Here is a 23,485-nt window from a genome sequence, read left to right as displayed (position 1 = left end):
GTGCCCGCCGCGCCCGCCGCCAGGGTGAGCCAGGTGTACCGGCCGGTCACCTCGCTCGGACCGGGCCGGCGGCTGGGCGTCTGGTTCCAGGGGTGCACCCTGGCCTGCCCCGGCTGCATGTCCCGCCACACCTGGGAGCCCTCCGCCGGACGGGAGCTGACGACCGCGCGGTTCGCGGCCCTGTGGCGTGCGGCGCTGGCCGACGGCATCGACGGCCTCACCGTGAGCGGCGGCGAACCGCTGGAGCAGGCGCCCGCCCTCGCCGCCCTGCTCGCCGCCGCCGACGAGGAGCGCCGCCGCTCCGGCCGGGCAGCCGACCTGCTGGTGTACACCGGCTGGGAGCCGGAGGAACTGGCCGCCGACCCGGCGACCGCCTCCGCGCTGTCCGGCGCCGACGCGGTCGTCACCGGCCGCTACCGGGCCGGGCAGCCGACCACGCTGGCCTGGCGCGGTTCGGCCAACCAGCGGCTGGTGACCCGCACGGCCCTCGGCCGGGAGCGCTACGCGCCCTATCTGGACCACCGCCCCGAGCGGCCGGAACTCCAGGTGCACGTCACCGAGGGCGAGGTCCGGGTGATCGGGGTGCCGCGCCCCGGCGACCTGGGCCGGATCGAACGGGACCTGGTCCGGCGCGGCGTGACCCTCCGGGAGACTTCGTGGCGACCGTGATCTACCGCTGCCCGGTGGGAGCACCGGGGGAGTGTCCGACCTCCGGCACCCGCGGGTACTGCCAGGTGCACTTCTTCGTGGAGCTGGAGCGGCACGACCCGGCGCAGGACGCGCCTCCGCCCGCCCCGACGACCTCTCAGCCCGCCCCTCCGCCCGCCCCGGCGGCCCCCGCGGGCGGCACACCCGACGCGGCCACCCGGCCCGCCCGGCCCGCCCGGCCGGTGGTGCGGCTGGCGCTGGTGATCGCGGGCGCGCTGCTGCCGGTCCGCGGCGAACACCAGCGCGGCGGCGGCGGGCTGGCCATCGGCCGGGACGAACCGGACTGCGCCGCGATCCCCGGTCTGGCCGGGTTCGACCAGCTCTCCCGGCACCACGCGCGGCTGCGCTGGATCGACGGGGTCCTCCACGTCGAGGACCTGGGATCGACCAACGGCACCCACGTCGACGACCGCCCGGTCGACGGGCCGACCGCGGTGTGGCCGGGGCACCGGCTGCGGTTCGCGGAGGACATCGACGTCCAGGTGATCGAGATCGACGAGTTCGGCGCTCCCCGGTGAGCCGGGGGCGCGAGGAGGAGAACGGCGCCATGGCCGACACACCACCGGAACCGGGCCCGGCCACGCGGAAGCAGGGCCGCGGACAGGGGCCGGGACAGGGGAAGCGGCAGGACCAGGCCCCGGACCGGGGAGCGGGGCAGGCGCCGGGGCCGGGGGAGGCCGCGCCCGCGGAGAGCCCGCGGACCCGGCTCCAGCGCCCGGCCCGGCCGGCGAACGGCGGCCGGGCCGGTACCGGAGGGCCACCGGCGGGGAACCCGGCCGGTGGCCGGGCGGGCGGTCAGGCGGGCGGTCAGGCGGGCGGTCAGGCGGGAGGTCAGGCCGGCAGCCCGGACGCGGGTCCGGCCGAGAGCCCGCGGACCCGGCTCCAGCGGGGGAACCGCCCCGCAGGCACAGGCACTGGTGCAGGTGGAGGCGCAGGCAGCGGCGCCGGAGCGACCACCGGTACCGGAACCGGCACCGGCTCCGGCAAGGGAACGGACAGCGGCAAGGGCACCGGCGGCGCCGTCCCCGGGCCGCGCACCCGCCTCCAGCGGGGCGGGCCCGCCCCCACCGCCGCCGGGCCCGCGCCCGCCGCACCCGGCGCACCCACCCGCGTCCAGCGCCCCCGTGCGGCGCAGCCCCCGCCCGCCGCCGGCTCGTCCGCCGCGCCCCCCGCCGAGCCCACCCCCGCCTCCCCGGACGCCTTCCCCGCCGCCCTCACCGACCGCTACCGGCCCGTCCGCCCCGCCGGTTCCGGCAGCGAGGGCACCGTCTGGCACGTCCACCGCGCCGACGGCGGCGGCGACGCGGCCGTCAAGGTCGGCAACCCCGGCGTGCAGGCCGACACCGAACTCCTCACCCACCTCGGCGACACCGCCTTCCGCCGCCACGTCCCCGAGATCCTCGGCCACGGGCGGATCGAGCACGCGGGCGCGCTCCGCGACTGGATGGCGATGGAGTACCTGCCGGTCACCCTCGCCGACCACGTCGCCGACCTGCGCCGCCGGGGCCGGCTCGACCGGCCCGGCGAGACCGAGCGGATCATCCGCGAGCTGGTCGCGCTGCTGGACTTCTGGCAGACCACGGTCGACCGCAACCCGGTGGACTTCAAACCGGCGAACATCCTGGTCCGGCCGGGCGGCCGGGGCGGTCCGTCGGCGCCCCAGTTCGTGGTGGCGGACTTCGGCGGCGTCGCCAGACTCACCGCCAGCCGCCGCTTCTCCGCCGACATGCAGGTCACCGTCGCCTACATGGCGCCCGAGCAGCTGGCCGGGCACAACCACCGGGCCGGGCCGTGGTGGGCGCTGGGCACCATCCTGTACGAGGTGTTCACCGGCCGGACCCGCTTCCGGCGCGCGGACGGCGGGCTGGTCAGCGACGAGGCCCTGCAGTACCGGCTGGTGATGGACGACGAGGTGGACCTCGCCGCGGTGGCCGACGAGCGCCGGAGGCTGCTGCTGCAGGGCCTGTTCACCAAGGAGCCGGCCGACCGCTGGACCGCCCCGCAGGTCCGCGACTGGCTGTCCGGCGGGACCCCCGAGGTGGTGCGCAGCCGAGTCGCACCCGAGGCGCCCAAGGCCGCGACCGGGCCCGCGCACCGACCGATCGCCTACCGGGGAGCCGACTTCCACGACCCGGCGGCGCTGGCGGAGACGATGCTCGCCGGGTCGGCCGACGCGGCGGCCTGGCTGGTCGGCGGTGGGGCGCGGCGGCTGCGCGACTGGCTCCGCGACGAGGTCAAGGACACCGCGCTCGACCTCCACTACCTGAAGGACGTCGACCGCGGCACCGCACAGGACCGGTCGCGTGCGGCCTCCCGCGCGGTGCTGGCGCTGGGCGCGGTGTTCGCGCCGGAGGCGGTCCCGTCCGTGCGGGACCGCAGGGTGGACTCGATCGGGCTGGCCCGGCTGGCCGGGGAGGAGGACGCCGCCGCCTTCGTCGACGAACTGATCGCCGCCGGGCTGCCGGCCCTGGCCGCCCGGTTCCGCTGCGGGCACGCGGCCTGCCCGGAACGGTCCTGCCTCCGGCTGCTCGCGCTGACCGAACTGCCCGCCGTCATGGACGCGGTCGAGCGGGAGGCCCGGGCCCTGGGCGGCCGGGGCGGGGGCGGCGGCCGCAGGGGCGGGCGCCGTGGTGGCCGCGGCGGGGGCGGTGACGGCGGGCTCACCGCCGAGGAGCGGACGGCGGCCCGGCGCTGGGCCCTGCTGCTCACCGTCCAGCCCGACGAGCAGCGCCTCGCGGTGGTGCGGCGGCTCTCCTCGCTGCCGGGCCCGCTGCGCGTGCTGCCCGCGGCGGCCCACACGGCCGCCACCGTCGTCGCCGACGCGGCCGGTACGGTGCGGTCGGCCGTGCTGCGCGGTGAGCGGGACCGGTTCCGGCGCACCTGGGCGGAGCTGCGCCGCCGTGCGCTGGCCGCCGCCCCGGCCACGGCCGACGGCCGGGCCGTGCTGGCCGCGGCCGCGGTGCTGCACGTGCGGAGCGTCCGTGCCGAGGGGGCGCGGACCGGTGCCGGACGGGGCGCCTGGAAGACGTCGGCGCGCGCCTGGTGGCGGGGCGCCCGGGGCGCACTTCCCCGGCGCGCGGCGGCCGCCGTGCTGCTGCTCCTCGGCCTCGCCCTGACGCTCTGGTCGGGCGCGGTCTGGCGGATCGCCGTCGACGCCGGGGTGGGCGGCGCGATCCTGCCCGAGGGCGCGTTCGGGGGCCCGCTGCGGACCGCCGGGGAACAGGCGGCCCGCGAGACGGTCGGACAGCTGGGCGCGGCCCTCGCCGCCGCCGTCGCGGTGGCCGCCTACCCGGCGCGGATCGGCCGGCGGGTGCTCTTCCTGGTCGTGGCCGCCGCCTTCGCCATCGGCTACCTGCGGCTCGGTCCCCCCATGACGGTGCTCAAGCCGCCGCCCACGGTGGTCGAGCGGGTGATCATGTTCGAAGGCGGCCTGGGCAGTTGGGCGGGCGTCGCGGCGACGGCCGCCGTCGTCCTCGCGCTGGCCCTCAACGACCGCTCCAACCGCTGGCTGCTCGCCCCCGCCACCGAGGCCGAACAGCGGGCCACCGGCGACCGCCGACGGCTCGCGGCCCGGCGCCGCGCCCGGGGCGCCGGACCCGACCGCTGGCGCACCGGCCGCGACGGCTTCCGCGACCGGCTGGTCTTCGCGGCGGGCGGCACCCTCGTCCTGGCGCTGCTGCTCTGGGCCGCCGTCGAGGTCCGACTCGCCGTCAGCGGGCCCCATCCGACCCCGGAGTCCTGGGGCACCGGTCAGGTCGGCGCCGCCTACCAGGCGGACTTCCTCGTCCTGCTGGCCTTCCTCGCCTTCCTCAGCGCGACGGCCACGCCGCGGGCCGCACCCCGCCTGCTGGCCGGGTCGGCGGTGGGCGTCGTCGTCCTCGGAGCCTGGCCGCCGCCGCTCGGACCGCTGGAGGCCCTGCGGATCCCGGTGCCGGACGGCCTGTTCGGCTGGATCGCCGGCCTGTGGGGCCACGCCGCCTTCTGGGCCGCCCTGCTCGTGGCCCTCCCGCTCGCCTGCTACACGGCCGTGTGGACGGCCCGCAGGGCGGGGGAGTGAGGGGGGCGGAGGCCGGGGAGTCCCGGGGTCGTACGGCTCGGCGCCGCCCGCCTGACCCGGTGCGGGTGGCGGCGGTCGCCGGGCGGCGGTCGGCAGCGGGCTCGGGTGCGCCGCCGCCGGGACCGGCCGGGCCGCCGTACGTCCGCTCCCCGGGGATCCGCCGTACGTGGCGGGGCCCGTCCGTCCGACGGAGGACCGCCCGGTGCCGCGTCACGGCACCGCCCGCCCGACACCGGCGGGCGGGCGTCGGACACCGGGCGGGGCCCCGGTGACGGCGGACAGGTGGACGGCCGGTCGTCGCGGATCCCGCCGGTGGCGACCCCGCCGACCGCCACCCGCCGACCGCCACCCGCAGACCGCCCGCTCAGTCGTCGAGCAGCCGCCACGCGGTGAGCGCGAGCCCGGCCCGCAGCAGCCCGGCGGGTTCGGTGAGCTCGATGCCCAGGGTCCTGGCGGTCTGCTCCAGCCGGCGGGCGACGCTGCTGTGGTGCAGGTGGAGGAGGTCCGCCGCCCGGCGCAGGGAGCCGGTGGCGCAGTAGGCGTCCAGGGTCTCCAACTCCTCCGGGCTGTCGGCGATCCGGGCGATCGCGGCCACGTCGGCGTTGTTCCGCACGGCCTCCGGGGGCACGTCGGCGAGCAGCGCCAGGGACCCGAGCTCCTCGTGGCGGACGACCGGCCGGCGCGCGGTGGTGAAGCGCAGGGCGGTGCGGGCCTCCCGCCAGGACAGGTCGGGCCGCACGGCGGCGCCGAGGCCCGCGCGGACACCGGCGGGGAACCGTGCCGCGTCGACGGCGCCGGCCAGGATGACGCCCGTGTCGGCGATCCGGGCCGCCTTCACCGGGTGGTCCGGGCAGACCAGGCCGCCGATCCGGTCGAGGGGCAGCGGCGACCGCACGGCGACCACCCGGACCGGCCGGCCGGCGTCGAAGCCCAGCAGGCGCAGCGCCCGCGCCCTGGCCGCCTCGTCGCCGTCGGAACCGACCACCAGCTCGACCAGGGCCGGGTCGGCCATGGTGGTGCGGGCCGGGCCGTAGCGTTCGGCGGCCGCCGCGACGGCGATGGCGAGCCGGTCGAGGAGCACGTCGTCGAGCGGGTTCGGCGGGCCGGGGCGCTCCAGCCACACCGCGCCGATCTCCTCGTCGTCGAGGGTCACCGGCGCCGTGCTGGAGGCGGGCGCCGACGGGGCGGACGCCTCCCGCCCGTCGGCCGTCATGCGGATCGTCCGCCCCGCGCCGTGGAGCCGCACCCCGGCCACGCACTCGGCCAGGCCCGCCGAGGCCCGGGCGAGCGCGGCGAGGTCCACCCGGCGGCGCATCAGCGTGTCGTAGAACGCGACGACGCGGATCGCGCCGTGGACGTGCGAATCCAGTTGCGACAGCCGATCGGCCAGTGCCTCCATGGCAGGAGGATAGGTCCCCGCCGCGGCGGGGCGGAGCCGCCGGACGGCGCGTGATCGGGCCGGGACGCGCGACGGACGGCGGGCGACCCCGGGGCGGCGGCCCCGCAGGATGGTCGTCATGGATCCCGAACTCGAAGCATTCATCCCGATGCTCCCGCCGATCGACATGGCCGAACCGCTCGCCACCCGCAGGGACTTCGCCGCCCGGGCCGCCGCGCGCCCGGCACCCGACACCTCGGGCATGACCGTCGAGGACCGCACGGTGCCCGGCGACCCGGGCGTGCCCGTGCGGATCTACCGCCCGCAGCACGCCCGGGGCGCCGTCGTCTGGATGCACGGCGGCGGCATGGTCTTCGGCGACCTGGACACCGAACACCCGTGGGCCGCCATGCTCGCCGCCGGCTCGGGCGCGGTGGTGATCTCGGTGGACTACCGCCGGGCCCCCGAACACCACTACCCGGCGGCCCTCGACGACGTCCTCGCCGTCCTGGCCTGGACGGCCGAGCACGCGGCCGAACTCGGCGTGGACCCGGCGCTGATAGCGGTCGGCGGCCACAGCGCGGGCGCGGGGCTCGCGGCCGGGGCGGCGCTGCGGGCGCGCGACGAACAGGGGCCGCCGATCCGCTTCCAGCTGCTCAACGAGCCCGGGCTGGACGACCGCCAGGAGACGTGGTCGCAGGTGAACTTCACCGACACGCCCTGGCAGGACCGGGACAAGATCGCCGCGTCCTGGCGGCACTACCTCGGCGGCCGGCCGGCCACCCCGTACGCGGCCCCGGCCCGGGCCGCCGACGTGTCCGGCCTGCCACCGGCGTACATCGCCAGCGCGGAGTTCGACCCGCTCCGGGACGAGAACATCGAGTACGCGCTGCGCCTGCTGCGGGCCGGGGTCTCGGTCGAACTGCACCAGTGGCCGGGCACGTTCCACGGTTCGCAGGCGATCCTGTCCGCCGAGGTCTCCCAACGGCAGGTCGCCGAACTCGCCGCCGCGCTGCGCCGTGCCATGGCGGGGTGACGGTGGCCGTGGCTGCGGTCGTGGCTGCGGTCGCGGCTCCGCCCGGCGGGCCGTGGCGATCGGCAGCGGCCCGCCCGGTGGGGCGCGCCGCACAGGCCGTGCCGCGCCGGACGCGCCGTGCCGGACACGCTGCGCCTGACGCGCCGCGCCGGACGCGCCGTGCCGGACACGCTGCGCCTGACGCGCCGTGCCTCATGCAGCCCGACTGACGCGCCGCGCCGGTGCGCCCGGAGCCGTCCGCACAGGGGACGGACGGCCCCGGGCCCGGCCGGCGGGTCAGCCGGGCGGCATCAGGTCGCCCTCGCTGAGGGTGTACGTGAGCGGGGGGTAGACGAAGTCCGTTTCCCGGTTCTCGCGGCGCCGCAGCCGGTAGAACTCCTGCCGCTGCTCGTCGTCGGCCGGTACGAGGCGCTCGCCCTCCCGGAGGTACGCCTCTCCGTCGCGGAACCGGACGATGGTCTTCGACGTCCGAAAGGTCACCCCCAGCCACTGGTTGTCCGCCGGCTGCGCGGGCGCGTCCAGGACGATCCTGTGCCGGAGCCGCCGGTTCGAGGCGACGGAGAAGGCGACGACGCCGTGGTGGGTGAGGGGGACCTCGAACCCCTCGTCACCCGACCCCTCGCCGGACGCCTTGGATTCGAAGACCAGCTTCCTCGGCGGGGTGGCCTCGGGGTGCCGGTAGCAGGAGAAGAGGGCGATGAACGAACCGTCGGCCAGGTCGAGGGCCTGGTCGGAGTGGCTGCCCATGGTCCGGTAGGCGTTCGTGTAGGTCTCGATGAGGGCGTTGTCGAAGCCGACCGGGAGCGCCAGGAGTTCCCGCACCTGTCGTGCCAGCCGCTCGTGCACCGCCCGGAAGGGCTGCGCCGGGCCGCCGTACCGCGTGGTGGTCCGGACGAGGGGCACGCCACCGGTCCCGTCGGTCCTGGTGAGCACGGCACCGCGCCGGCCCTTTCCGACGTCGTCCAGGCGGGCCGACGCGGACAGCTCGGCGAAGAGGTCCTCCCCGGCCGGCAGGGTGCACGAGAGGATCTCGTCCGGGATCCTAGGCCCGGGGGGCAAGGTAGTCCCCCGTGTTCATGCTGAAGGGGAACGCGTCGCCGTAGTCGACGAAGGACGAGGTCCTGTTCTCCTCCGCGTACAGCCTGCGCAGCTCGTCCATGCCGGCCGGTGTGGGCGGTCCCAGCCGCACCGGGCCGTCGGCCGTCGTGAGGAACGTGTGGCCGTCCCTGTGGACGGCTTCGGCTTTCGAGCAGCGCACCACGTAGCCCAGGCGGGTCGGGAGCAGCCCGGCGTCCAGTGCCGAGGGCCGGATCTCGTGGGTGTACAGGCGGTTGGTGGACAGCGGCATGAGGAACACGGAGCCGGGGTGGAGGGTCAGGGTGAACTGCTCGGGGAGCGCTGCCCCGTCGGGCCCGGTGGTCCGCCTCCCGGGCTCCTTGAGGTGGAACCGGAGCCGGGTCAGCCCGCTGGCACCCTTCACGCCCAGATCGAAGGGGTCCCCGGCCAGCGGCCGCAGTCCGTCGAGCCGGTCGTAGAAGGTGCAGAAGGCCATGACGCCGTTGACGGGCATGTCCTTGGTCTTGTCGGCGTGGGCCGAGATCCTGGCCTTGGACTGCTTGCGCTCGGCCGTGGCGAGGGTGTTGTGGTAGGTCTGGGCGAGGACGTGGTTCAGCGGTGCGTGGTCCCGGAAGACGGCGGCGGCCTCGCGGTTCAGGGCCTCCACGATCTGCGTGTCGGTCGGGCGGAAGCCCTCGGTCGGCCCCGAGAGGTTCGTGGAGCACCGGAGCAGGCGGAAGTGCAGGTCGTCCCCGTCGCGCGTGACGGGCGTGAGGTAGATCCCGCTGCGGTGGGCCGTCCCGGGTTTGGTGGACTCCGTCAGGGACTGGAACGCGTGCTCCGCGCGGATCCGTCCGAAGTGATCGGCGCCGGGGTCGAAGAAGCGGCGGTAGTACACGCCGACGCCGTGGACGCGGACCGGGACGCGGCCGGCGTCGACCAGGGGCCAGGGTCCCCCGGCGTCCCCGGCGTTCCCGGCGTGACCGTGTGACAGCTCCCGGACGATGAACACCCTTGCGGCCGACTCCAGCCGACGGTGCGGGACCGCGGAGACGTCGCCGCACAGGTAGACGGTCCTCCCCGCGAGGTCGTGCGAACCGGACGCGAGGTCCTCCGGCGTGATCACGGACCCGAGGAAGTCCCCGAACACGTCGTCGTCCCGCAGCGTCGGAGGTGCGACCAGGACGGTGTTCGCCTCCTCGATGCGCGCTTCCGTCGGCCCTGTCGTGTGCATCAAGCGGTACCTGTCGTTCGCGGAGCTCGGTGGATCTCTCGAATCCGTGGACACGGCAAAGGCCCGCACTCTTTCCTCCGCGCCGTCGAGCGCGAGGGGATGGAGACGGACCGTGGGGAACCGATGCTCTCACGGGGCCCGGCAGCGGGCAACGCACTCCGCTCCGCGGGCGGTGTGCGGAGAAGCGCGGCGGGAGGCTCCCGGCTGGTCTGATGGGGCGGTGGGCATCTTCGACGAGTACCTGGAGGACCGGGAGTTCGCTCCCGATGGTTCGCCAGGGCGTCCGCGGAGCGGGCACGTCCGCGGCCGGATCCGGCACGGGGACCGGCCGGCGGGGGTGTGGATGACGGGAAGTCCATCGGCGGGTCAGAATGCTCGGATGGTCACCCTTGAGACTCCCCGGTTGATCCTGCGCCGCTGGCGCGAGGAGGACATCGCGCCGATGGCCGCCGTCAACGCCGACCCCGAGGTCATGCGGTGGATCCGGGACGGCGGCGTCCGCGACGAACGGCAGACCCGCGACGGGATCCGGGCCTGGGAGGGGGAGTGGGAGTCACGGGGCTTCGGCCTGTTCGCCGTGGAGATCCGGGCCACCGGCGAACTGGCCGGGTTCACCGGCCTCTCGGTGCCCCACTTCCTGCCCGAGGTGCTGCCGGCGGTCGAGGTCGGCTGGCGGCTGGGACGCCCCCACTGGGGACGGGGCCTGGCCACCGAGGCCGCGGTGGCCGCCGTGCGGTTCGGCTTCGAGGAGCGGGGGTTGGAGCGGATCGTCAGCATCGCCCAGGTGGGCAACGACGCCTCCGAGCGGATCATGACCAAACTGGGCATGCAGCCGGTCCGCGAGACCGTCAACCCCACCTCCGGCCGGCGGGTCCGGGTGTTCGCGCTGTCCGCCGACCAGTACACCGCAACCGCCCGCTGACGGCCGGGCCGCCTCCTCCGGGGTGGTCCGGTGGGGCGGTTGACCTGTGGCGGGTGGTGCGGTTGTCTGCCGTGCAGGGGTGGACGACGGGGGAGGTCATGTTCCGGTGACGGTGCTCGACGAGGCCGCCGCGCTGGTGGCGCGGGGGCGGGGCCTGCTGGCCTCCTACGACGAAGCGGTCGATCCGCGGCGGAAGGCCCTCCTGCTCTCCGGCGCGCTGACCGCCCTCACGTCCGCGCGCGGGCTGCTGGAGCAGGCGGGTGCGGCGGTGCCGCCGGACGCGTCGGCGAGGGTGCGGTTCCTGCTCGGGCTCACCCTCTCCGTCCGGTACTGGCGGGCGGTGGTGCAGCCGGAGTTCGGGGAGGACGCGGCCATCCGCCGCGCCGTGCTGGCCGAACGGGCCGAGGCCGTCGACCTGTTGACCCTCGCCGTGGCGCTGCTCGACCCCGCGGACGAGGACCGGGCGGAGGCCGCCGGCCGGCTGGGCCTGCTGCTGCACGCGCGTCACGAGGACACGCCGACCGGCGAGTCGGCGGACGGGCCGCAGCCGGAACCGGTGGACGGCTCCGCCCGCCCGGACGACCTCGACCGGGCGGTCGACGCCCTGCGGCTCGCCTGCCCCGTCCCGGTCCCGCCCGGTCCCTGGCAGGCGCTCGCCGGCGGTGCGCCGTACGGAGCCGCCCCGGACGCCGACACCCCGGACACCGCGGAGGCAGGGACGGCAGGGGACGCCGGGGAGTCAGGGGTGTCCGGGGCGGACTACGACGACCAGGACCCGGGGTTCCTGGCCACCCTCGGTCACGCCCTCGCCGACCGGTACGACCGCGACCTCGCCCCCGCCGACCTCGCCGCCGCGACCGCCGTCCTGGAGGGCGTCCTCGACCGGCTGCGCCCGCCGCCCTGGACGGACCCCGGCGACCCGCCCTTCCGCCCCGCCCCGGACGCCCGGCCCGGCGCCGCCGACCTCGCCGACCCCCTGGAACTCGCCGTCCGCGAACGCCTCGCCGTCCTCCTGGCCGGCGACGAGCACCGCGCGGCCTCACCCGAGCAGGAGGAGCGCGCCGACCGGGCCGTCACCCACCTGGAACTGATCGCCGCGACCACCGAGCCGGACGACCCCTACCGGCTGCGCGCCTCGCTCAGCCTGCTCGACCGCTACTGGGCACGCTGCGACGGCACGATCCGGCCGGAGGACGCCCCCCACCGGCTCGCCCGGCTGCGCGACCTGCGCCGGCTGCTCCCGCCCGACCACCCGCTCGGCGGCAACGTCCGCTGGCTGCTCGGCGGCACCCTCGCCGGCCTCGCCCGGCTCGACCGCTACGTGGCCACCGCGGAGGCGTACGAGTCGGTGGAGGTGCTGCGCGAGGGCCTGGCCGGGATGGCCGGGGACGACCCGGTGCGGCCCGCCTCGCACGCCGTGCTCGGCACCATGGTCATCGCGATGCGCGAGCACGACGCGGAGGCGTTCCCCACCGAGGAGGCCGTCCACCACCTCACGGTGGCCGCGGACTCGATGGAGGAGGAGGACCACGGGATCCGCCGCAGCGACATCCTCCAGCAGCTGGCCCACGCCTCCATCGTCCAGGGCCAGTTCTCCACCGACCTGGCCGGGGCGGACCGGGTGATCGGCCTGTTGGACGAGTCGCGGGCGAAGCCCTCCGGCACCGAGTGGTCGGACGAGCACCTGCACGGCTCGCTGGGGGCGGCGATGAGCAAGCGCTTCGCCCTCACCAACGAGATGGCCGACCTGGACGCCGCGATCCGGCACGAGCGCGCCGCGTTCCGGCAGGCGGCGCCGGACGACGTCAACCGGGCCGTCTACCTGGAGAACCTCTCGGTCAGCCTCTACCAGCGCTTCCTGCTCGGCGGGGACTACCAGGACCTGTCGGCCTCCCGCCGCTACCACGCCGAGGTGCTGGCCTTCCTGGCCCGCTCCGCGCACGCCGGGGTCGAGCGGCTGGTGGCGCGGGAACTGCCGACCCTCCAGCGCATCCGGCTGATGCTGGACTTCCAGGACGCGCTGACCGTCGGGGACACGGAGCGGATGGGGCGGCTCGTGGCCGAGCTGGAGCCGCTGGCCGCGGAGGTGCCGGAGGACGACCCGCTGTACCTGCTCGCCCGCGGGGACCTCGGTGCGGCCACCTTCCTGCACGCGTTCCTGGCGGCCCCGGAGCGCGTCGACGGGGCGGTCGCCCTGATGCTGGAGGTGGCGGCCGAGACGCCGGCCGGGCACCTGCACAAGGCGGTGCTGACCATGCGGGCGGCGGCGGCGCTCGGCATGTGCGCCTTCAACCCGGTCTTCTCCGACCACCGCACCGAAACCGCCCTGTCGTACCTCGACCTCCTCGACGCGTGCGCCGCCCCGGACAGCCTGGAAGGCACCCGCGGGCTCCTGCTCCGGGCGGAGCTGCTGGCGAGGCGGTACCGCCACGCCCGGCGCCCGGCCGACGCCGACGCCGCGCTGGCCGCCGCCGGGGCCGCCGTCGAACACCTGCGGCGCGGGACCCCCACCCAGCTGCTCGTCGCGGCGCGGATCCTGATCGCGGACGTCCACCGGCGGCGGCTGGGGCCGGACGACCGGCGGCTGGGCCGCGAGTCCGGCGTCGACGCGCTGCGCCAGACCGCCGCCTCGGCACTGCTCCAGGCCGCCGCGGCGCCGGCGCTCATGGTGGCCCGGAGGGCCGCCGACCAGGCCCTGAAGGTCGCCCACTGGTGCCTGGCCGACCACGAGGCGGCGAGGGCAGGCGGTGGCCCCGGGGGACCGGCCGGGGGATCGGCCGGGGGGCCGGCCGGTCCGGTCGCCGGGGATCCCCACCTGCGGTCCGCCGTCGAGGTGCTGGAGCTCGGCCGGGGACTCGTGCTGCACGCCTCGACCGCCACCACCGACGTCCCCGACCTGTTGCGGAGCGCCGGCCACGAGGACCTCGCCACCGCCTGGCTGGCGGGCGGAGCGCAGGGTGACGACTCCGGCGGCGGCCCGTTCGACGCCCTGCTCGGCACGCCCGGCACGCTGCTGGACTCGCTGCCCGGCGGCGCCGCCGTCCCGATGCCGGACGACCTGCGCCGCCGGGCGCTCGCCGCACTGACCGACTCCCCGGTCGGCACCCTGCTCATGGCACCGCCGTCGGTCGAGGAGATCGCCGCGAGCCTGCGCACGGCCGGTGCCGACGCGCTCGTCTACCTGCTGCCGCCCGGGGACGGCCGCAGCGGTCAGGCCCTGCTGGTCGGTGCGGCCGCCCCCGGGGTCGTCGAACTGGTGCCGCTCGGTCTGGTCAGCTCCGACGCGCTCGGTCGGGGCGGCCCGCTGGCCGCCTACCGGCGGGAGCACCTGGAGCGGCAGGCCACCCTGGAGGACCGCCCGCCCGGCCACCCGGAGCGGGTCGCCGCGCGGCGCCGGTGGCAGGCCACCCTGGCCGAGCTCTGCGACTGGGCGGGCACCACCGTGCTCCGGCCGCTGCTCCGCCACCCGGCGCTGCGTCAGGCCGGCGATGCCGAGGGGCGGCTGCCCCGGCTGGTGCTGGTGCCGTTCGGCGAGCTGGGCGGGGTGCCCTGGCACGCCGCACTGCTGAGCAGCGGTCTGCGCGACGGGGGCCGGCCGGTCCGCGCGCTGGAGCGGGCGGTGGTGTCGTACGCGGTCTCGGCGCGCCAGTTCTGCGAGGCGGCCGCGCGGCCCCGGCTGCCGCTCGGCGAACGGCCGGTGATCGTCGGCGACCCGACCCGGGAGCTGATGTTCGCCGAGGTCGAGGCCGAGTACCTGCACGCCGACTACTACCCGCACGGCACCCTGCTCGGCTACGTCGAGGACGCGGAGGGGGCCGGGACGCCGCGCGAGGTGCTGGCCGCGCTGCCCGCGCCCGGGCGGGCCGGGGCGTCCGTCCTGCACCTCGCCTGCCACGCGGTGCCGTCGGGCCGCTCGCCGCTGGACGCCTACCTGGGCCTGGCACCCGAACCGGAGGGCCCCGGGGGCCCGGACCCAGCGGGCCGCCCCGACGTGGTGGGCCGCCCCGACCTCGCGGGCCGTCCGGGCCCGGACGGCCCGGACCCGGCGCGGAGCGGCCGGCTGCCCGTCGGCGACATCCTGCGGCAGGCCCAGGGCCGTCCGCCGGGCTCGCCGGGCGGGCTGGTGGTCCTGGACGCGTGCGTCAGCGACCACACCGGCGGCGACCTCGACGAGGCGCTGACCCTGTCGACGGCGTTCGTCGCGGCCGGGGCCACCGGGGTGGTCGGCTCCCGCTGGGAGGTGGTCGACGAGATGGTGTGCGTGCTGATGTACGTGTTCCACGGCCGCCTGGCCGGGGGTGAGCCGCCGGCCGAGGCGCTGCGCCGCACCCAGCTGTGGGCGCTCGACCCGGACCGGCGGCTGCCGCCCGGGGCCCCGCCGGAGCTCGTCGCGCTGGCCCGCCGCGACGCGGCGGCCCTCGACGTGTGGGCGGCGTTCGTCTACCAGGGCGGGTGACGGGCGGTCGCCGTCCGTCCGCCCGACCGCCTTCCGGTCGGCGCTCCGCCCACCGGCTGCCCACCGGCTGCCCGCCGGCTGCCCGCCTGCCGCCCGCACACCGCCCGCACACCGCCCGCCGACCCTGCCGACCCGCCGTCCGGCACCGACCGAGGGACACCCGGCCACCATGGACCCATCGAGCCTCACCGCCCTGCTGGTCGCCGTCGTCGGCGTGGCCGGCACCCTCGCCTCGGCCCTCCTGACGCAGCGCCGGGGCGACGCCGCACGCCGTGAGGAGCGTGACCTCGCGGACCGGCAGCGGCGCGAGGAACTCGCCGGACAGCGCGAGGCGGTGGACCTCGCCGAGCGCCGCGCCGGCTACACCGCCCTCAACATCGCCGCCCGCCAGTACCTCACCGCACTGAACGACTACGCCCACGCGCTGCGCCGGGACCCGGCGGCGGCGGAGCCCGCGCTGGCGGTCCTGGACACCGTCCGCACCGAGTACCTCCAGCGGTACGCCGAGGCGCAGATGACCGTCCCCGACCTCGTGCTGGCGGAGGTCTCCCGGGCCAACCGGGTGCTGAGCGGCCTCTACGGCAGGCTGATGAGGATCGGTCACGGCATGCCGGAGCCGGAGGGCGAACTCGCCGCGCTGACCGGCGCCGTCGAGGCGGGCTGGGACCAGCTCGCCCTCCTGCGCGCGACCATGCGCACCGACCTGGGCATCTCCGCGCGGGCCGCCGACCCCGGCCGGTGAACGGGACCCACCGCCCGGTGCGGCCGGGGCGGTCGTTCGGGTCCGGTCGGACGCTATTCCCCTTCGTGGTCGATCACGAGGTCGGCGGTGTGCGGCCGGTCTCCTCCCCGGGAGGTGTTCCGTCCCCGATCCTTCCCCGATCCGTCAGGGGCCCGGAGGAGCCGCTCGGAGCTGCGCCGCGGCGGCCCGGGGAGCGCCCGGGGGCGAGTCGAGGACGCGGCGGCCGGTGGGGGGCGGCATCGGACCGATACGATCCGTCAGTTCCGTGCTTGACGCGTCCGTACGGCTGATGAAAGCATCGGTGGGTCGATCAACCGGGGTCCACCGAAGGGGAAGGTGGCCCTGAGCACGGGGGATAGCGAATCACGGGGGAATGCCGGGTCCGTCCAGGGCACGGCGGAATGATTTCACGAACGATTTCCCACCGCTTCGGGCGGGATTCGGGAATCGGTTTCGACGGTGAATCACGGGGGCCTTTCTCGGGCCCTCCGGCGCGGTGCCGGGCCGTCCTGTCGACGGTGCCGGGCGTGTGGCGCGCCTTCCTCCTCCGCGGCCCGAACGGGGCCGTGTCCGCGGGATCCCGTGTGCCGGTGGACCGGCATGACTCTCCGCCGGCACGACTCTCGCCGGCACGACACTCCGGTCGGGACCAAGAAGGAGGACGGCGACCATGGCCGATGAAATGGTGATGCGGGCCCAGCGGTTCCTGAACACCGTGTACGGCAGTCGGATCGGCATCATCGACGAGGACGGCCGGACCGGCTGGCCCACGATGTTCGCGCTGACGAAGGCCCTCCAGATCGAGCTCGGCATCACGGCGCTCTCGAACACCTTCGGTCCGACGACACTGTCGACCCTGGCGACGAAGTACCCGGCGCTCAACGCCTCCACCGTGCCCTCGGGGAACTTCGGCCAGATCATCCAGTCGGCCCTCTACTGCAAGGGCTACGACGGCGGCGGCTTCGACGGCACCTACAACGCGCGGGTCCAGGCGGGCGTGGCCCGGCTCAAGCTCGACATGGGCGTGGACGGCCTGATGCCCGGCAGCGACCTGACGCCCAAGGTGTTCAAGGCCCTGCTGACCATGGACGCCTACGTCACGGTCAACTCCGGGACGCAGGAGATCCGTGCCGTCCAGCGCTGGCTCAACGGCCGTTACCTGAACCGCCGCGACTTCTACGCCATCCCCTGCGACGGCCACAACTCGCGGGACGTCGCCAAGGCGATGCTGTTCGCCGTCCAGTTCGAGCTGGGCATGGCCGACGGGACGGCCAACGGCGTCTTCGGACCGGGCACCCAGGCGGGGATCAAGTCCCACACGGTGTCGCAGGGGTCGCAGGGCACCTGGGTCGAGCTGTTCTCGGCGGGCATGGTCCTGAACAGCCGCCCGAACGCGTTCACCTCCTCCTTCGACTCCGCGCTCGCGGGCGCCGTCCGGGACTTCCAGTCGTTCGCGGCGCTCCCGGTCAGCGGCACCGGGGACTTCTCCACCTGGGCCTCCCTGCTGGTGTCCTACGGCGACCAGGCGCGCAAGGGTGCGGCCTGCGACGGCGTCACCAGGATCACCCCGGCCCGCGCGGCGGCCCTCAAGGCCGAGGGCATCACCTACGTGGGGCGCTACCTCACCAATCCGCTGGTGGTGAAGGACCCGACGAAGGACCTCCCCGAGAAGGCGATCCAGGAGGGCGAGCTGGCGACGATCGCCGCCAACGGCCTGCGCTGCTTCCCGATCTACCAGACCTACGGGCGGGACGCCTCGAACTTCACCTACACGGCGGGCCGGACCGCCGGGCAGGCGGCGGTGAACGCCGCGCTGGACCACGGCTTCAAGGCCGGGACGCGGATCTTCTTCGCGGTCGACTTCGACGCCATGGACTCCGACATCACGTCCAACGTGCTGCCGCACTTCAAGGGCATCCAGGACGCGATGGCCGACGACGGGAACCGGTACCAGATCGGGGTGTACGGGCCGCGCAACGTCTGCACCCGGGTCTCCCAGGCCGGCCACTCCACGGCCTCGTTCGTCTCGGACATGTCCTCCGGGTTCTCCGGCAACTACGGCTACCCGCTGCCGGCCGACTGGGCGTACGACCAGATCGTCACCCGCACCGTCGGGAGCGGCGCCGGCTCGATCGAGATCGACAACAACATCGCCTCGGGCCGCGACACCGGTCAGAACTCCTTCGACCCGCCGCGCCCGGTGAAGGCCGACGTCCGGCTGGACATGACGGTGTGGTCCGCGATGCAGACGGACGTCGGCAAGTACATGGAGTCGCTGGGCTACCCGAACGACGGCGGGATGCGCAGCTACCAGCACTGGAAGTGCTTCCAGACGACGGTGATCGAGCACGACGAACTCATCACCGAGCTGTCGAACCGGTACAACCTGCGCAAGGCCCTGATCCAGACCTCGGCCTACTGGGAGATGCGCCACATCGCACCGGACGACCTGCTGGCCTGGGATGCCGTGATCCTGGCGTTCAACACCACGGGCCACTTCGAGGACACCTCGGCGGGCATCGCCAAGCAGCGCGGGCTGACGCTCCTCGGCGCGCACAACAACGCCGTCCGCAAGGGCTACATCACCGGCGGGTCGATCCTCGACAAGACCAACGACGAGCACCTGTACAACTGCTGGAAGGCCTCGTACGACTCCGAGACCACGGCCCTGACCAACGTGGCGCTCATCGACCTGTGGGACATCGACGGCAAGCCCGAGGGCGACGACGACTCACCGGCCATGCGGTCGCCGCGCCTGGACTACGTCGACTCGGAGATCTACGACGTCCTGCGCCGCTACCAGGGGCCGGGGAACGAGGCCTACAAGGAGGCCAAGAAGCGGATGGGACTGTACTACGTGATGGAGAAGTACAACTCCATCTCCCGCAACCGCTGACGAGACGTGAGGTCCACGATGTCGGGTGACCAGCCGTTCGCCTCCCACGAAGGCGTCGTCCTCCTCCTGCTGATGGCGGTCGGGTTCGTCGCCGTCCCCTGGCTGCTCGTCCGCGCGGTCCGGGCGCTGCTCCGCGCCCGGACCGGGTGGACCGCGGCGAAGGCGTCGGCCCCCGCGGCCGCGCTGGCCTGGGCCGCGACGGCCGCGACGTACACCTGGGGTCTGCTGCACCTGTTCGCCGCCGACGACTACGACCAGTCGACGGCGTGCAACGCGGCGGTGGGGCGTCGGCTGGTCGGCTACGAGCCGTCGTGGATCCCGCTGGAGTTCGGGTGCCGCACCGCCGACGGCGGTGTCGTCCCGGTGATCGTGCCCTCGTACGTCAATCCGGTGCTGGCCGTGCTGGCGGTCTGCGCCGTCCTGCTCACCGTGTTCGTGATCGTCCGACGCAAGGAGGAATACAAGTGACGGCCAACCTGTCCCGGCGAGCGGCGCTGTTCCGCGCCGCCGCCGTCGCCGCCGGTGCCGCGGTCGGCTCGCAGCTGCTCGCCACCCCCGGCTACGCGGCGGGTGCCGCCCCGGCGCCCGCCCCGACCCCCGTCCCCAGCTCGGAGGCGGTCCGCCGGGCGGTGGAGGAGGCCCGCGAGCGGGAGGCCAAGGTGCTCACCGGGATCCCGTCGAAGAACGGCTGGGAGATGGAGAAGGCCACCGACGCCCGCGGCAGCGTCTACACCCGGCCGGTGCCCGGCACCCCGCTGGACGTCAAGGTCCGGATGGGCGAGGTCGAGACGGTGCTGGTGCACGTCGTCCGGCGGTTCCACTACGAGGTCGACGCGCTGCGGTCCGGCGACGTGGTCGGCTGGCGGGCGCCGGACGCGGTGGGCCGGCGGCTCGCCGAGTCCAACCAGGCGTCCGGCACGGCGGTGCAGATCAGGCCCGGCTCCTACCCGACCGGGGTCCGGGGCGGCTTCTTCCCGCTGGAGGAGCTGACGATCCGCGACATCCTCGCGGACTGCGAGGGCGTGGTCCGCTGGGGCGGCGACGACCGGACGCCGGACGAGTCGCTGTTCTCGATCGACGTGCCGCCGGGCGACCCGCGGCTGGCCGCCGTCGCGGCGAAGCTGCGGGCCTGGGAGCTCACCCCCGGGGAGGGCCCCGGTGTGATCGTCGACAGCCTTCGCCCGGAGCGCCGCAAGGACGCCCGGAAGCTGGCGGCCCAGCAGGCCTGACCCGGCTCCCGGCGCCCCCGGCCCGGCCCCCGTCTCGGACGGGGGCCGGGCCGTTCGGCGTTCCGCGGCGCGTCTTCGGGGCGTTCCGAGCGGTGCCCCGGACCGGCCGGGCCGCTCGGCGTTTCGGGCGAGTTTCCGCCGTTCGAGCCCGGATCGGACGCGTTCGCCCTGGCTGTCCCACCAGTCACAGCAGTCCCACCGGTTCAGCTGGTCCAGACCATTGACGCTCCCTCGGACGCTCCCTAGCATGATCCGGACCGCGGCGGCCAAACGGGGGCCCGCCGCCTCTCGCCGAGCGCGCAGCTCCTCCCACCCACGCAGGGCACGCGGCCGAGCCATGTCCCAGACCCGCCGTCCCCTCGCGGGGCGGGTACCGAGGAGTGTCATGTCCAGGACCGTCCAGGAGTACGAGCACCGGCCTGCCCGGCCGTCCACGAACGGCTCGCCGACCGCGCCGCAACAGCCCGCCACCGGGCACGAGTCCGCCGGGCACGGGCCCGTCGGGCACGAGTCCGCCGCCGGGCCGCAGGCCGGCGTCCTCACCGTCGGGCAGGAACGCCTCTGGTTCCTCGACCAGATGGACCCAGGCGACCCCGCCTACAACATCCCGCTCGTCCTGCGCCTCACCGGCGACCTGGCGCCCGGGTCGCTGTCCGCCGCCCTCGACGGCGCGGTGGCCCGGCACGAGGCACTGCGCACCCGCTTCCCGGCCGAGGACGGCCGCCCGGCCGCCGTGGTCGAGCCGCCCGCGCACCTCCCGCTCGACCTGGTCGACCTGCGCGACCGGCCCCACCCGGAGGCGGACCTCGCGGCCGCGCTCGCCGAACGCACCAACCGCGGCTTCGACCTGGCCGCCGGCCCGCTGCTGCGCGCCGCCCTGCTGCGCACCGGCGAGCGCGAGCACGTGCTCTGCCTCGTCGTGCACCACATCGCCGCCGACGGCTGGTCGCTCGGCCTGCTCCGCACCGAACTCGCCGACCGCTACGCCGCGCACCGCGCCGGCCGGCCGCTCGACCTGCCCGCCCCGCCGTCCTACACCGCCCACGCCGCCGCCGAACGCGCCTGGCTCGCCGGGCCGGAGGCCGCCGAGGCGGTGGAGTACTGGCGCGGGCGACTGTCCGGCGCGCCCGCGCTGGAGCTGCCGCTGGACCGCCCCCGGCCCGCCGGTCCGGGCAGCACGGGCGCCTTCCACACCCGGATCCTGCGCGGCGCCGGCCCCGAGCTGGAGGCCTTCGCCCGCGCCCGCCGGCTGACCCCGTTCATGGTGCTGGCCGCCGCCTACCAGGTGCTGCTGCACCGCTGCACCGGCCAGGACGACTTCTGCGTCGGCGTGCCCACCGCGGCCCGCACCACCGTCGAGAGCGAGTCGACGGTCGGCTACTTCTCCTCCGCCCTGGTGCTCCGCGCCGACCTCGCGGGCGCGCCGAGCTTCGACGCGCTGCTGCGGCGGGTCCGCGCCGACTGGCTGGGTGCGCTCGGCCACGGCCGGGTGCCGTTCGAGCAGCTCGCCGAGGAGCTGCGGCCGGACCGCGACCCGGGCCGCACCCCGCTGTTCCAGACCCTGCTCACGGTGCACACCCAGGGCGGCGGCGCGCTGGACGAGCACGCGTTCGCCGACCTGCTCTGCGCCGAGACCGACGGCGGCCACACCGCCGCCAAGTTCGAACTCGCCCTGGACGTCCGGCCGGACGGCGCCGACCTGCAGGCCGTGTTCGGCTACCGGACCGACCTGCTGGACGAGGAGCGGGTGGTCCGGCTCGGCCGCCGCTTCGAGACCCTGCTGCGGGCCGCGCTCACCGCCCCGGACACCCCCGTCCACCTGCTGCCGCTGCTGGACGCCGCCGAACTCGCCGCGGTGGCGGGGGAGTCCGCCGGACCGCCGCTGCCCGCCCACCCGGCCACCGTCCTCGACGCGATCGACCTCGCCGCCGGGGCCGAGCCCGCGGCGGTCGCCCTGATCGGACCGGAGGAGACCCTCGACAGGTCCCGACTCAAGGACGCGTCCGAGGAGTTGGCGGCACGGCTGGCGGCCGGCGGGGTGCGGCGCGGTGACCTGGTGGCGTTCTGCCTGCCGCGCGGGCCGCGCGCGGTGGTCGCGATGCTGGCGGCCTGGCGCGCCGGCGCCGGCTACCTGCCGCTCGACCCGGAGTACCCGGCCGCCCGGCTCGCCTTCATGCTCGCCGACAGCGGCGCGGCCGTGCTGGTCACCGCCGACGGCGCACCCGTCGAGGGCCTCGCCGCCGACCTCCCGGTGCTCCCCGTCCTCCCCGTCCTCCCCGCGCCGGGGAGCGGCCCGGGCGCGGCCGCCGCGGCTCCCGCGCGGCTCCCCGCCGGGGCCGCAGCCGGCCCGGACGACCCCGCCTACCTCGTCTACACCTCCGGCTCGACCGGCACCCCCAAGGGCGTCCTGGTCCCGCACCGCGCGCTGGCCGCCCGGGTGGCCTGGATGCGCGACGGCTACGGCATCACCGCCGCCGACCGGGTCCTCCAGTACGCCTCGCTCTCCTTCGACACCTGTGCCGAGGAGGTGTTCCCGGCCCTCGCGGCGGGCGCCGCCCTGGTGGTCGCCGGCGCCGGCGCCGCGCTGCCGGACCAGCTCGCCGAACCGTCCGCCGCCGGCCTCACCGTCCTCGACCTGCCCACGCCCTACTGGCACCGGCTGACCGCCGACCTCGACGCCACGGCCTGGCCGCCCGGCCTGCGCCTGCTGATCCTCGGCGCCGACCAGGTCGCCCCCGAGGCCGTCGCCGCCTGGCGGGCCCGCTTCGGCGACACCGTCCGGCTGGTCAACTCCTACGGCCCCACCGAGACCACCGTCATCGCCACCACCGCCGACCTCACCGCCGCCGACGCGAAGCACCGACCGCCGATCGGCCGACCGATCGGCGCCACCAGCGTCGCCGTGCTCGACCGCCACGGCACCCCCGTACCGCCCGGCACCCCGGGCGAGCTGGTCGTCGGCGGGGCGGGCGTCACCGACGGCTACCTCGGCCGGCCCGGCGCCACCGCCCGCGCCTTCGTCCCCGACCCGGACGGCCCGCCCGGCTCCCGCCGCTACCGCACCGGCGACCTGGTCCGCCACCGCGCCGACGGCGCCCTGGAGTTCCTCGGCCGGATCGACGCCCAGGTCAAGGTGCGCGGCTACCGGATCGAGCCCGGCGAGGTCGAGTCGGCGCTGCTGGCCCGGCCCGGCATCGGCCAGGCCGCGGTGGTGGCCCGCGGCGACAGCCTGGTCGGCTACGTCGTGCCCGCGCCCGGCGCCGCGGCGCCCGACCCGGCCGCGCTGCGCGCCGACCTGGCCGCCGTGCTCCCCGCCCACCTGGTGCCCAACGCGCTGGTCGCCCTCGACGCCCTGCCGCTCACGCCCAACGGCAAGCTCGACCGCCGGGCCCTGCCGGCCCCCGACACCCGCCCCGAACTGCGCGCCGCCTACCTCGCCCCGCGCACCGAGGCGGAGGAACTGGTCGCCGAGGTCTGGCAGGAGGTGCTCGGCCTCGACCGGGTCGGCGTCCACGACGACTTCTTCGACCTCGGCGGCCACTCCCTGCTCGCCACCCGGGTCATCGCCCGGATCCGCGGCACGGCCGACCTGGCCGTCCCGCTGCGCACCCTCTTCACCCACCGCACGGTGGCCGCCTTCGCCGACGCCGTCGAAGCCGCCCTGGTCGCCGAGCTCGACGCACTGTCCGACGACGCCGCCGAGGAGCTGCTCGCCGCGCAGGACGCCCCGGAAGGGACCGCAACGCCCTCATGAGCACCGACACCACCAGC

The 23,485-nt window shown here is 76.1% G+C and carries 14 protein-coding genes; 11 read left to right on the top strand and 3 right to left on the bottom strand.

Translation table 11 applies throughout. The annotated features are described in order from the left end of the window. Window positions 1-33: 33 nt before the first annotated feature. From OG550_RS04070 to OG550_RS04060, 3 genes are read left to right on the top strand one after another with little or no spacing between them, the layout of a single operon-like run. Window positions 34-669 (top strand): 4Fe-4S single cluster domain-containing protein, encoded by a 636-nt coding sequence (locus OG550_RS04070; RefSeq protein WP_327674577.1) that lies wholly within the window; start codon window positions 34-36, stop codon window positions 667-669. Further along, the gene (locus OG550_RS04065; RefSeq protein ID WP_327674575.1) at window positions 657-1,226 is read left to right on the top strand and encodes an FHA domain-containing protein; all 570 of its coding nucleotides are present in this window, start codon (window positions 657-659) and stop codon (window positions 1,224-1,226) included. Before OG550_RS04070 ends, OG550_RS04065 begins: the two co-directional genes overlap by 13 nt. Window positions 1,227-1,255: 29 nt before the next feature. Further along, entirely contained in the window at window positions 1,256-4,765 is a 3,510-nt protein-coding gene (locus OG550_RS04060) for a protein kinase domain-containing protein (RefSeq protein ID WP_327674574.1), read from the top strand. A 364-nt stretch (window positions 4,766-5,129) separates the two neighbouring features. Here the strand turns inward: OG550_RS04060 and OG550_RS04055 are convergent, their stop codons facing one another. Continuing rightward, entirely contained in the window at window positions 5,130-6,164 is a 1,035-nt protein-coding gene (locus tag OG550_RS04055) for a helix-turn-helix domain-containing protein (RefSeq protein WP_327674572.1), read from the bottom strand. A 118-nt stretch (window positions 6,165-6,282) separates the two neighbouring features. Here OG550_RS04055 and OG550_RS04050 point away from each other — a divergent pair, with 118 nt between their 5' ends. Further along, window positions 6,283-7,179 carry an alpha/beta hydrolase gene (locus OG550_RS04050; protein ID WP_327674570.1) on the top strand — a complete coding sequence of 299 codons (897 nt, stop codon included), beginning with the start codon at window positions 6,283-6,285 and terminating at the stop codon, window positions 7,177-7,179. Between the two features lie 276 nt (window positions 7,180-7,455). On the opposite strand, the gene OG550_RS04045 is transcribed toward OG550_RS04050, so the two are convergent. Together OG550_RS04045 and OG550_RS04040 are read right to left on the bottom strand one after the other, a co-directional pair. Then, window positions 7,456-8,238: a hypothetical protein gene (locus tag OG550_RS04045; RefSeq protein ID WP_327674568.1), complete on the bottom strand. Its 783-nt coding sequence runs from the start codon at window positions 8,236-8,238 to the stop codon at window positions 7,456-7,458. Then, entirely contained in the window at window positions 8,222-9,469 is a 1,248-nt protein-coding gene (locus OG550_RS04040) for a hypothetical protein (RefSeq protein ID WP_327674566.1), read from the bottom strand. The genes OG550_RS04045 and OG550_RS04040 overlap by 17 nt, the downstream gene beginning before the upstream one ends. A gap of 379 nt (window positions 9,470-9,848) precedes the next feature. Here OG550_RS04040 and OG550_RS04035 point away from each other — a divergent pair, with 379 nt between their 5' ends. The 7 genes from OG550_RS04035 to OG550_RS04005 all read left to right on the top strand — a co-directional run bounded on the left by OG550_RS04035 (window position 9,849) and on the right by OG550_RS04005 (window position 23,468). Next, window positions 9,849-10,391 carry a GNAT family N-acetyltransferase gene (locus OG550_RS04035; RefSeq protein ID WP_327674564.1) on the top strand — a complete coding sequence of 181 codons (543 nt, stop codon included), beginning with the start codon at window positions 9,849-9,851 and terminating at the stop codon, window positions 10,389-10,391. 106 nt (window positions 10,392-10,497) lie between these two features. Beyond that, the gene (locus tag OG550_RS04030; protein ID WP_327674562.1) at window positions 10,498-14,847 is read left to right on the top strand and encodes a CHAT domain-containing protein; all 4,350 of its coding nucleotides are present in this window, start codon (window positions 10,498-10,500) and stop codon (window positions 14,845-14,847) included. A gap of 169 nt (window positions 14,848-15,016) precedes the next feature. After that, window positions 15,017-15,589 carry a hypothetical protein gene (locus OG550_RS04025; RefSeq protein WP_327674559.1) on the top strand — a complete coding sequence of 191 codons (573 nt, stop codon included), beginning with the start codon at window positions 15,017-15,019 and terminating at the stop codon, window positions 15,587-15,589. 670 nt (window positions 15,590-16,259) lie between these two features. Then, window positions 16,260-18,485: a glycoside hydrolase domain-containing protein gene (locus OG550_RS04020; protein WP_327674558.1), complete on the top strand. Its 2,226-nt coding sequence runs from the start codon at window positions 16,260-16,262 to the stop codon at window positions 18,483-18,485. An 18-nt stretch (window positions 18,486-18,503) separates the two neighbouring features. Beyond that, complete coding sequence (locus OG550_RS04015) at window positions 18,504-18,953, top strand: hypothetical protein (protein WP_327674556.1); 450 nt, start codon at window positions 18,504-18,506, stop codon at window positions 18,951-18,953. Next, window positions 18,950-19,714, top strand: coding sequence for a hypothetical protein (locus OG550_RS04010; protein WP_327674554.1), 765 nt, complete (start codon window positions 18,950-18,952; stop codon window positions 19,712-19,714). The genes OG550_RS04015 and OG550_RS04010 overlap by 4 nt, the downstream gene beginning before the upstream one ends. Before the next feature lie 385 nt (window positions 19,715-20,099). Continuing rightward, window positions 20,100-23,468, top strand: coding sequence for an amino acid adenylation domain-containing protein (locus OG550_RS04005; RefSeq protein WP_327674552.1), 3,369 nt, complete (start codon window positions 20,100-20,102; stop codon window positions 23,466-23,468). Window positions 23,469-23,485 lie beyond the last annotated feature (17 nt).

This window comes from Kitasatospora sp. NBC_00458 (assembly GCF_036013975.1).
Lineage (GTDB): Bacteria > Actinomycetota > Actinomycetes > Streptomycetales > Streptomycetaceae > Kitasatospora.
This window is presented reverse-complemented; position numbering and strand designations above follow the sequence as displayed.

Excerpts from the sequence above, each read along its gene's own strand:
- OG550_RS04060 (WP_327674574.1), top strand. The coding sequence starts at position 1,256 with ATGGCCGACACACCACCGGAACCGGGCCCGGCCACGCGGAAGCAGGGC.
- OG550_RS04055 (WP_327674572.1), bottom strand. The coding sequence starts at position 6,164 with ATGGAGGCACTGGCCGATCGGCTGTCGCAACTGGATTCGCACGTCCAC.
- OG550_RS04050 (WP_327674570.1), top strand. The coding sequence starts at position 6,283 with ATGGATCCCGAACTCGAAGCATTCATCCCGATGCTCCCGCCGATCGAC.
- OG550_RS04040 (WP_327674566.1), bottom strand. The coding sequence starts at position 9,469 with ATGCACACGACAGGGCCGACGGAAGCGCGCATCGAGGAGGCGAACACC.
- OG550_RS04035 (WP_327674564.1), top strand. The coding sequence starts at position 9,849 with ATGGTCACCCTTGAGACTCCCCGGTTGATCCTGCGCCGCTGGCGCGAG.
- OG550_RS04025 (WP_327674559.1), top strand. The coding sequence starts at position 15,017 with ATGGACCCATCGAGCCTCACCGCCCTGCTGGTCGCCGTCGTCGGCGTG.
- OG550_RS04020 (WP_327674558.1), top strand. The coding sequence starts at position 16,260 with ATGGCCGATGAAATGGTGATGCGGGCCCAGCGGTTCCTGAACACCGTG.
- OG550_RS04015 (WP_327674556.1), top strand. The coding sequence starts at position 18,504 with ATGTCGGGTGACCAGCCGTTCGCCTCCCACGAAGGCGTCGTCCTCCTC.
- OG550_RS04005 (WP_327674552.1), top strand. The coding sequence starts at position 20,100 with ATGTCCAGGACCGTCCAGGAGTACGAGCACCGGCCTGCCCGGCCGTCC.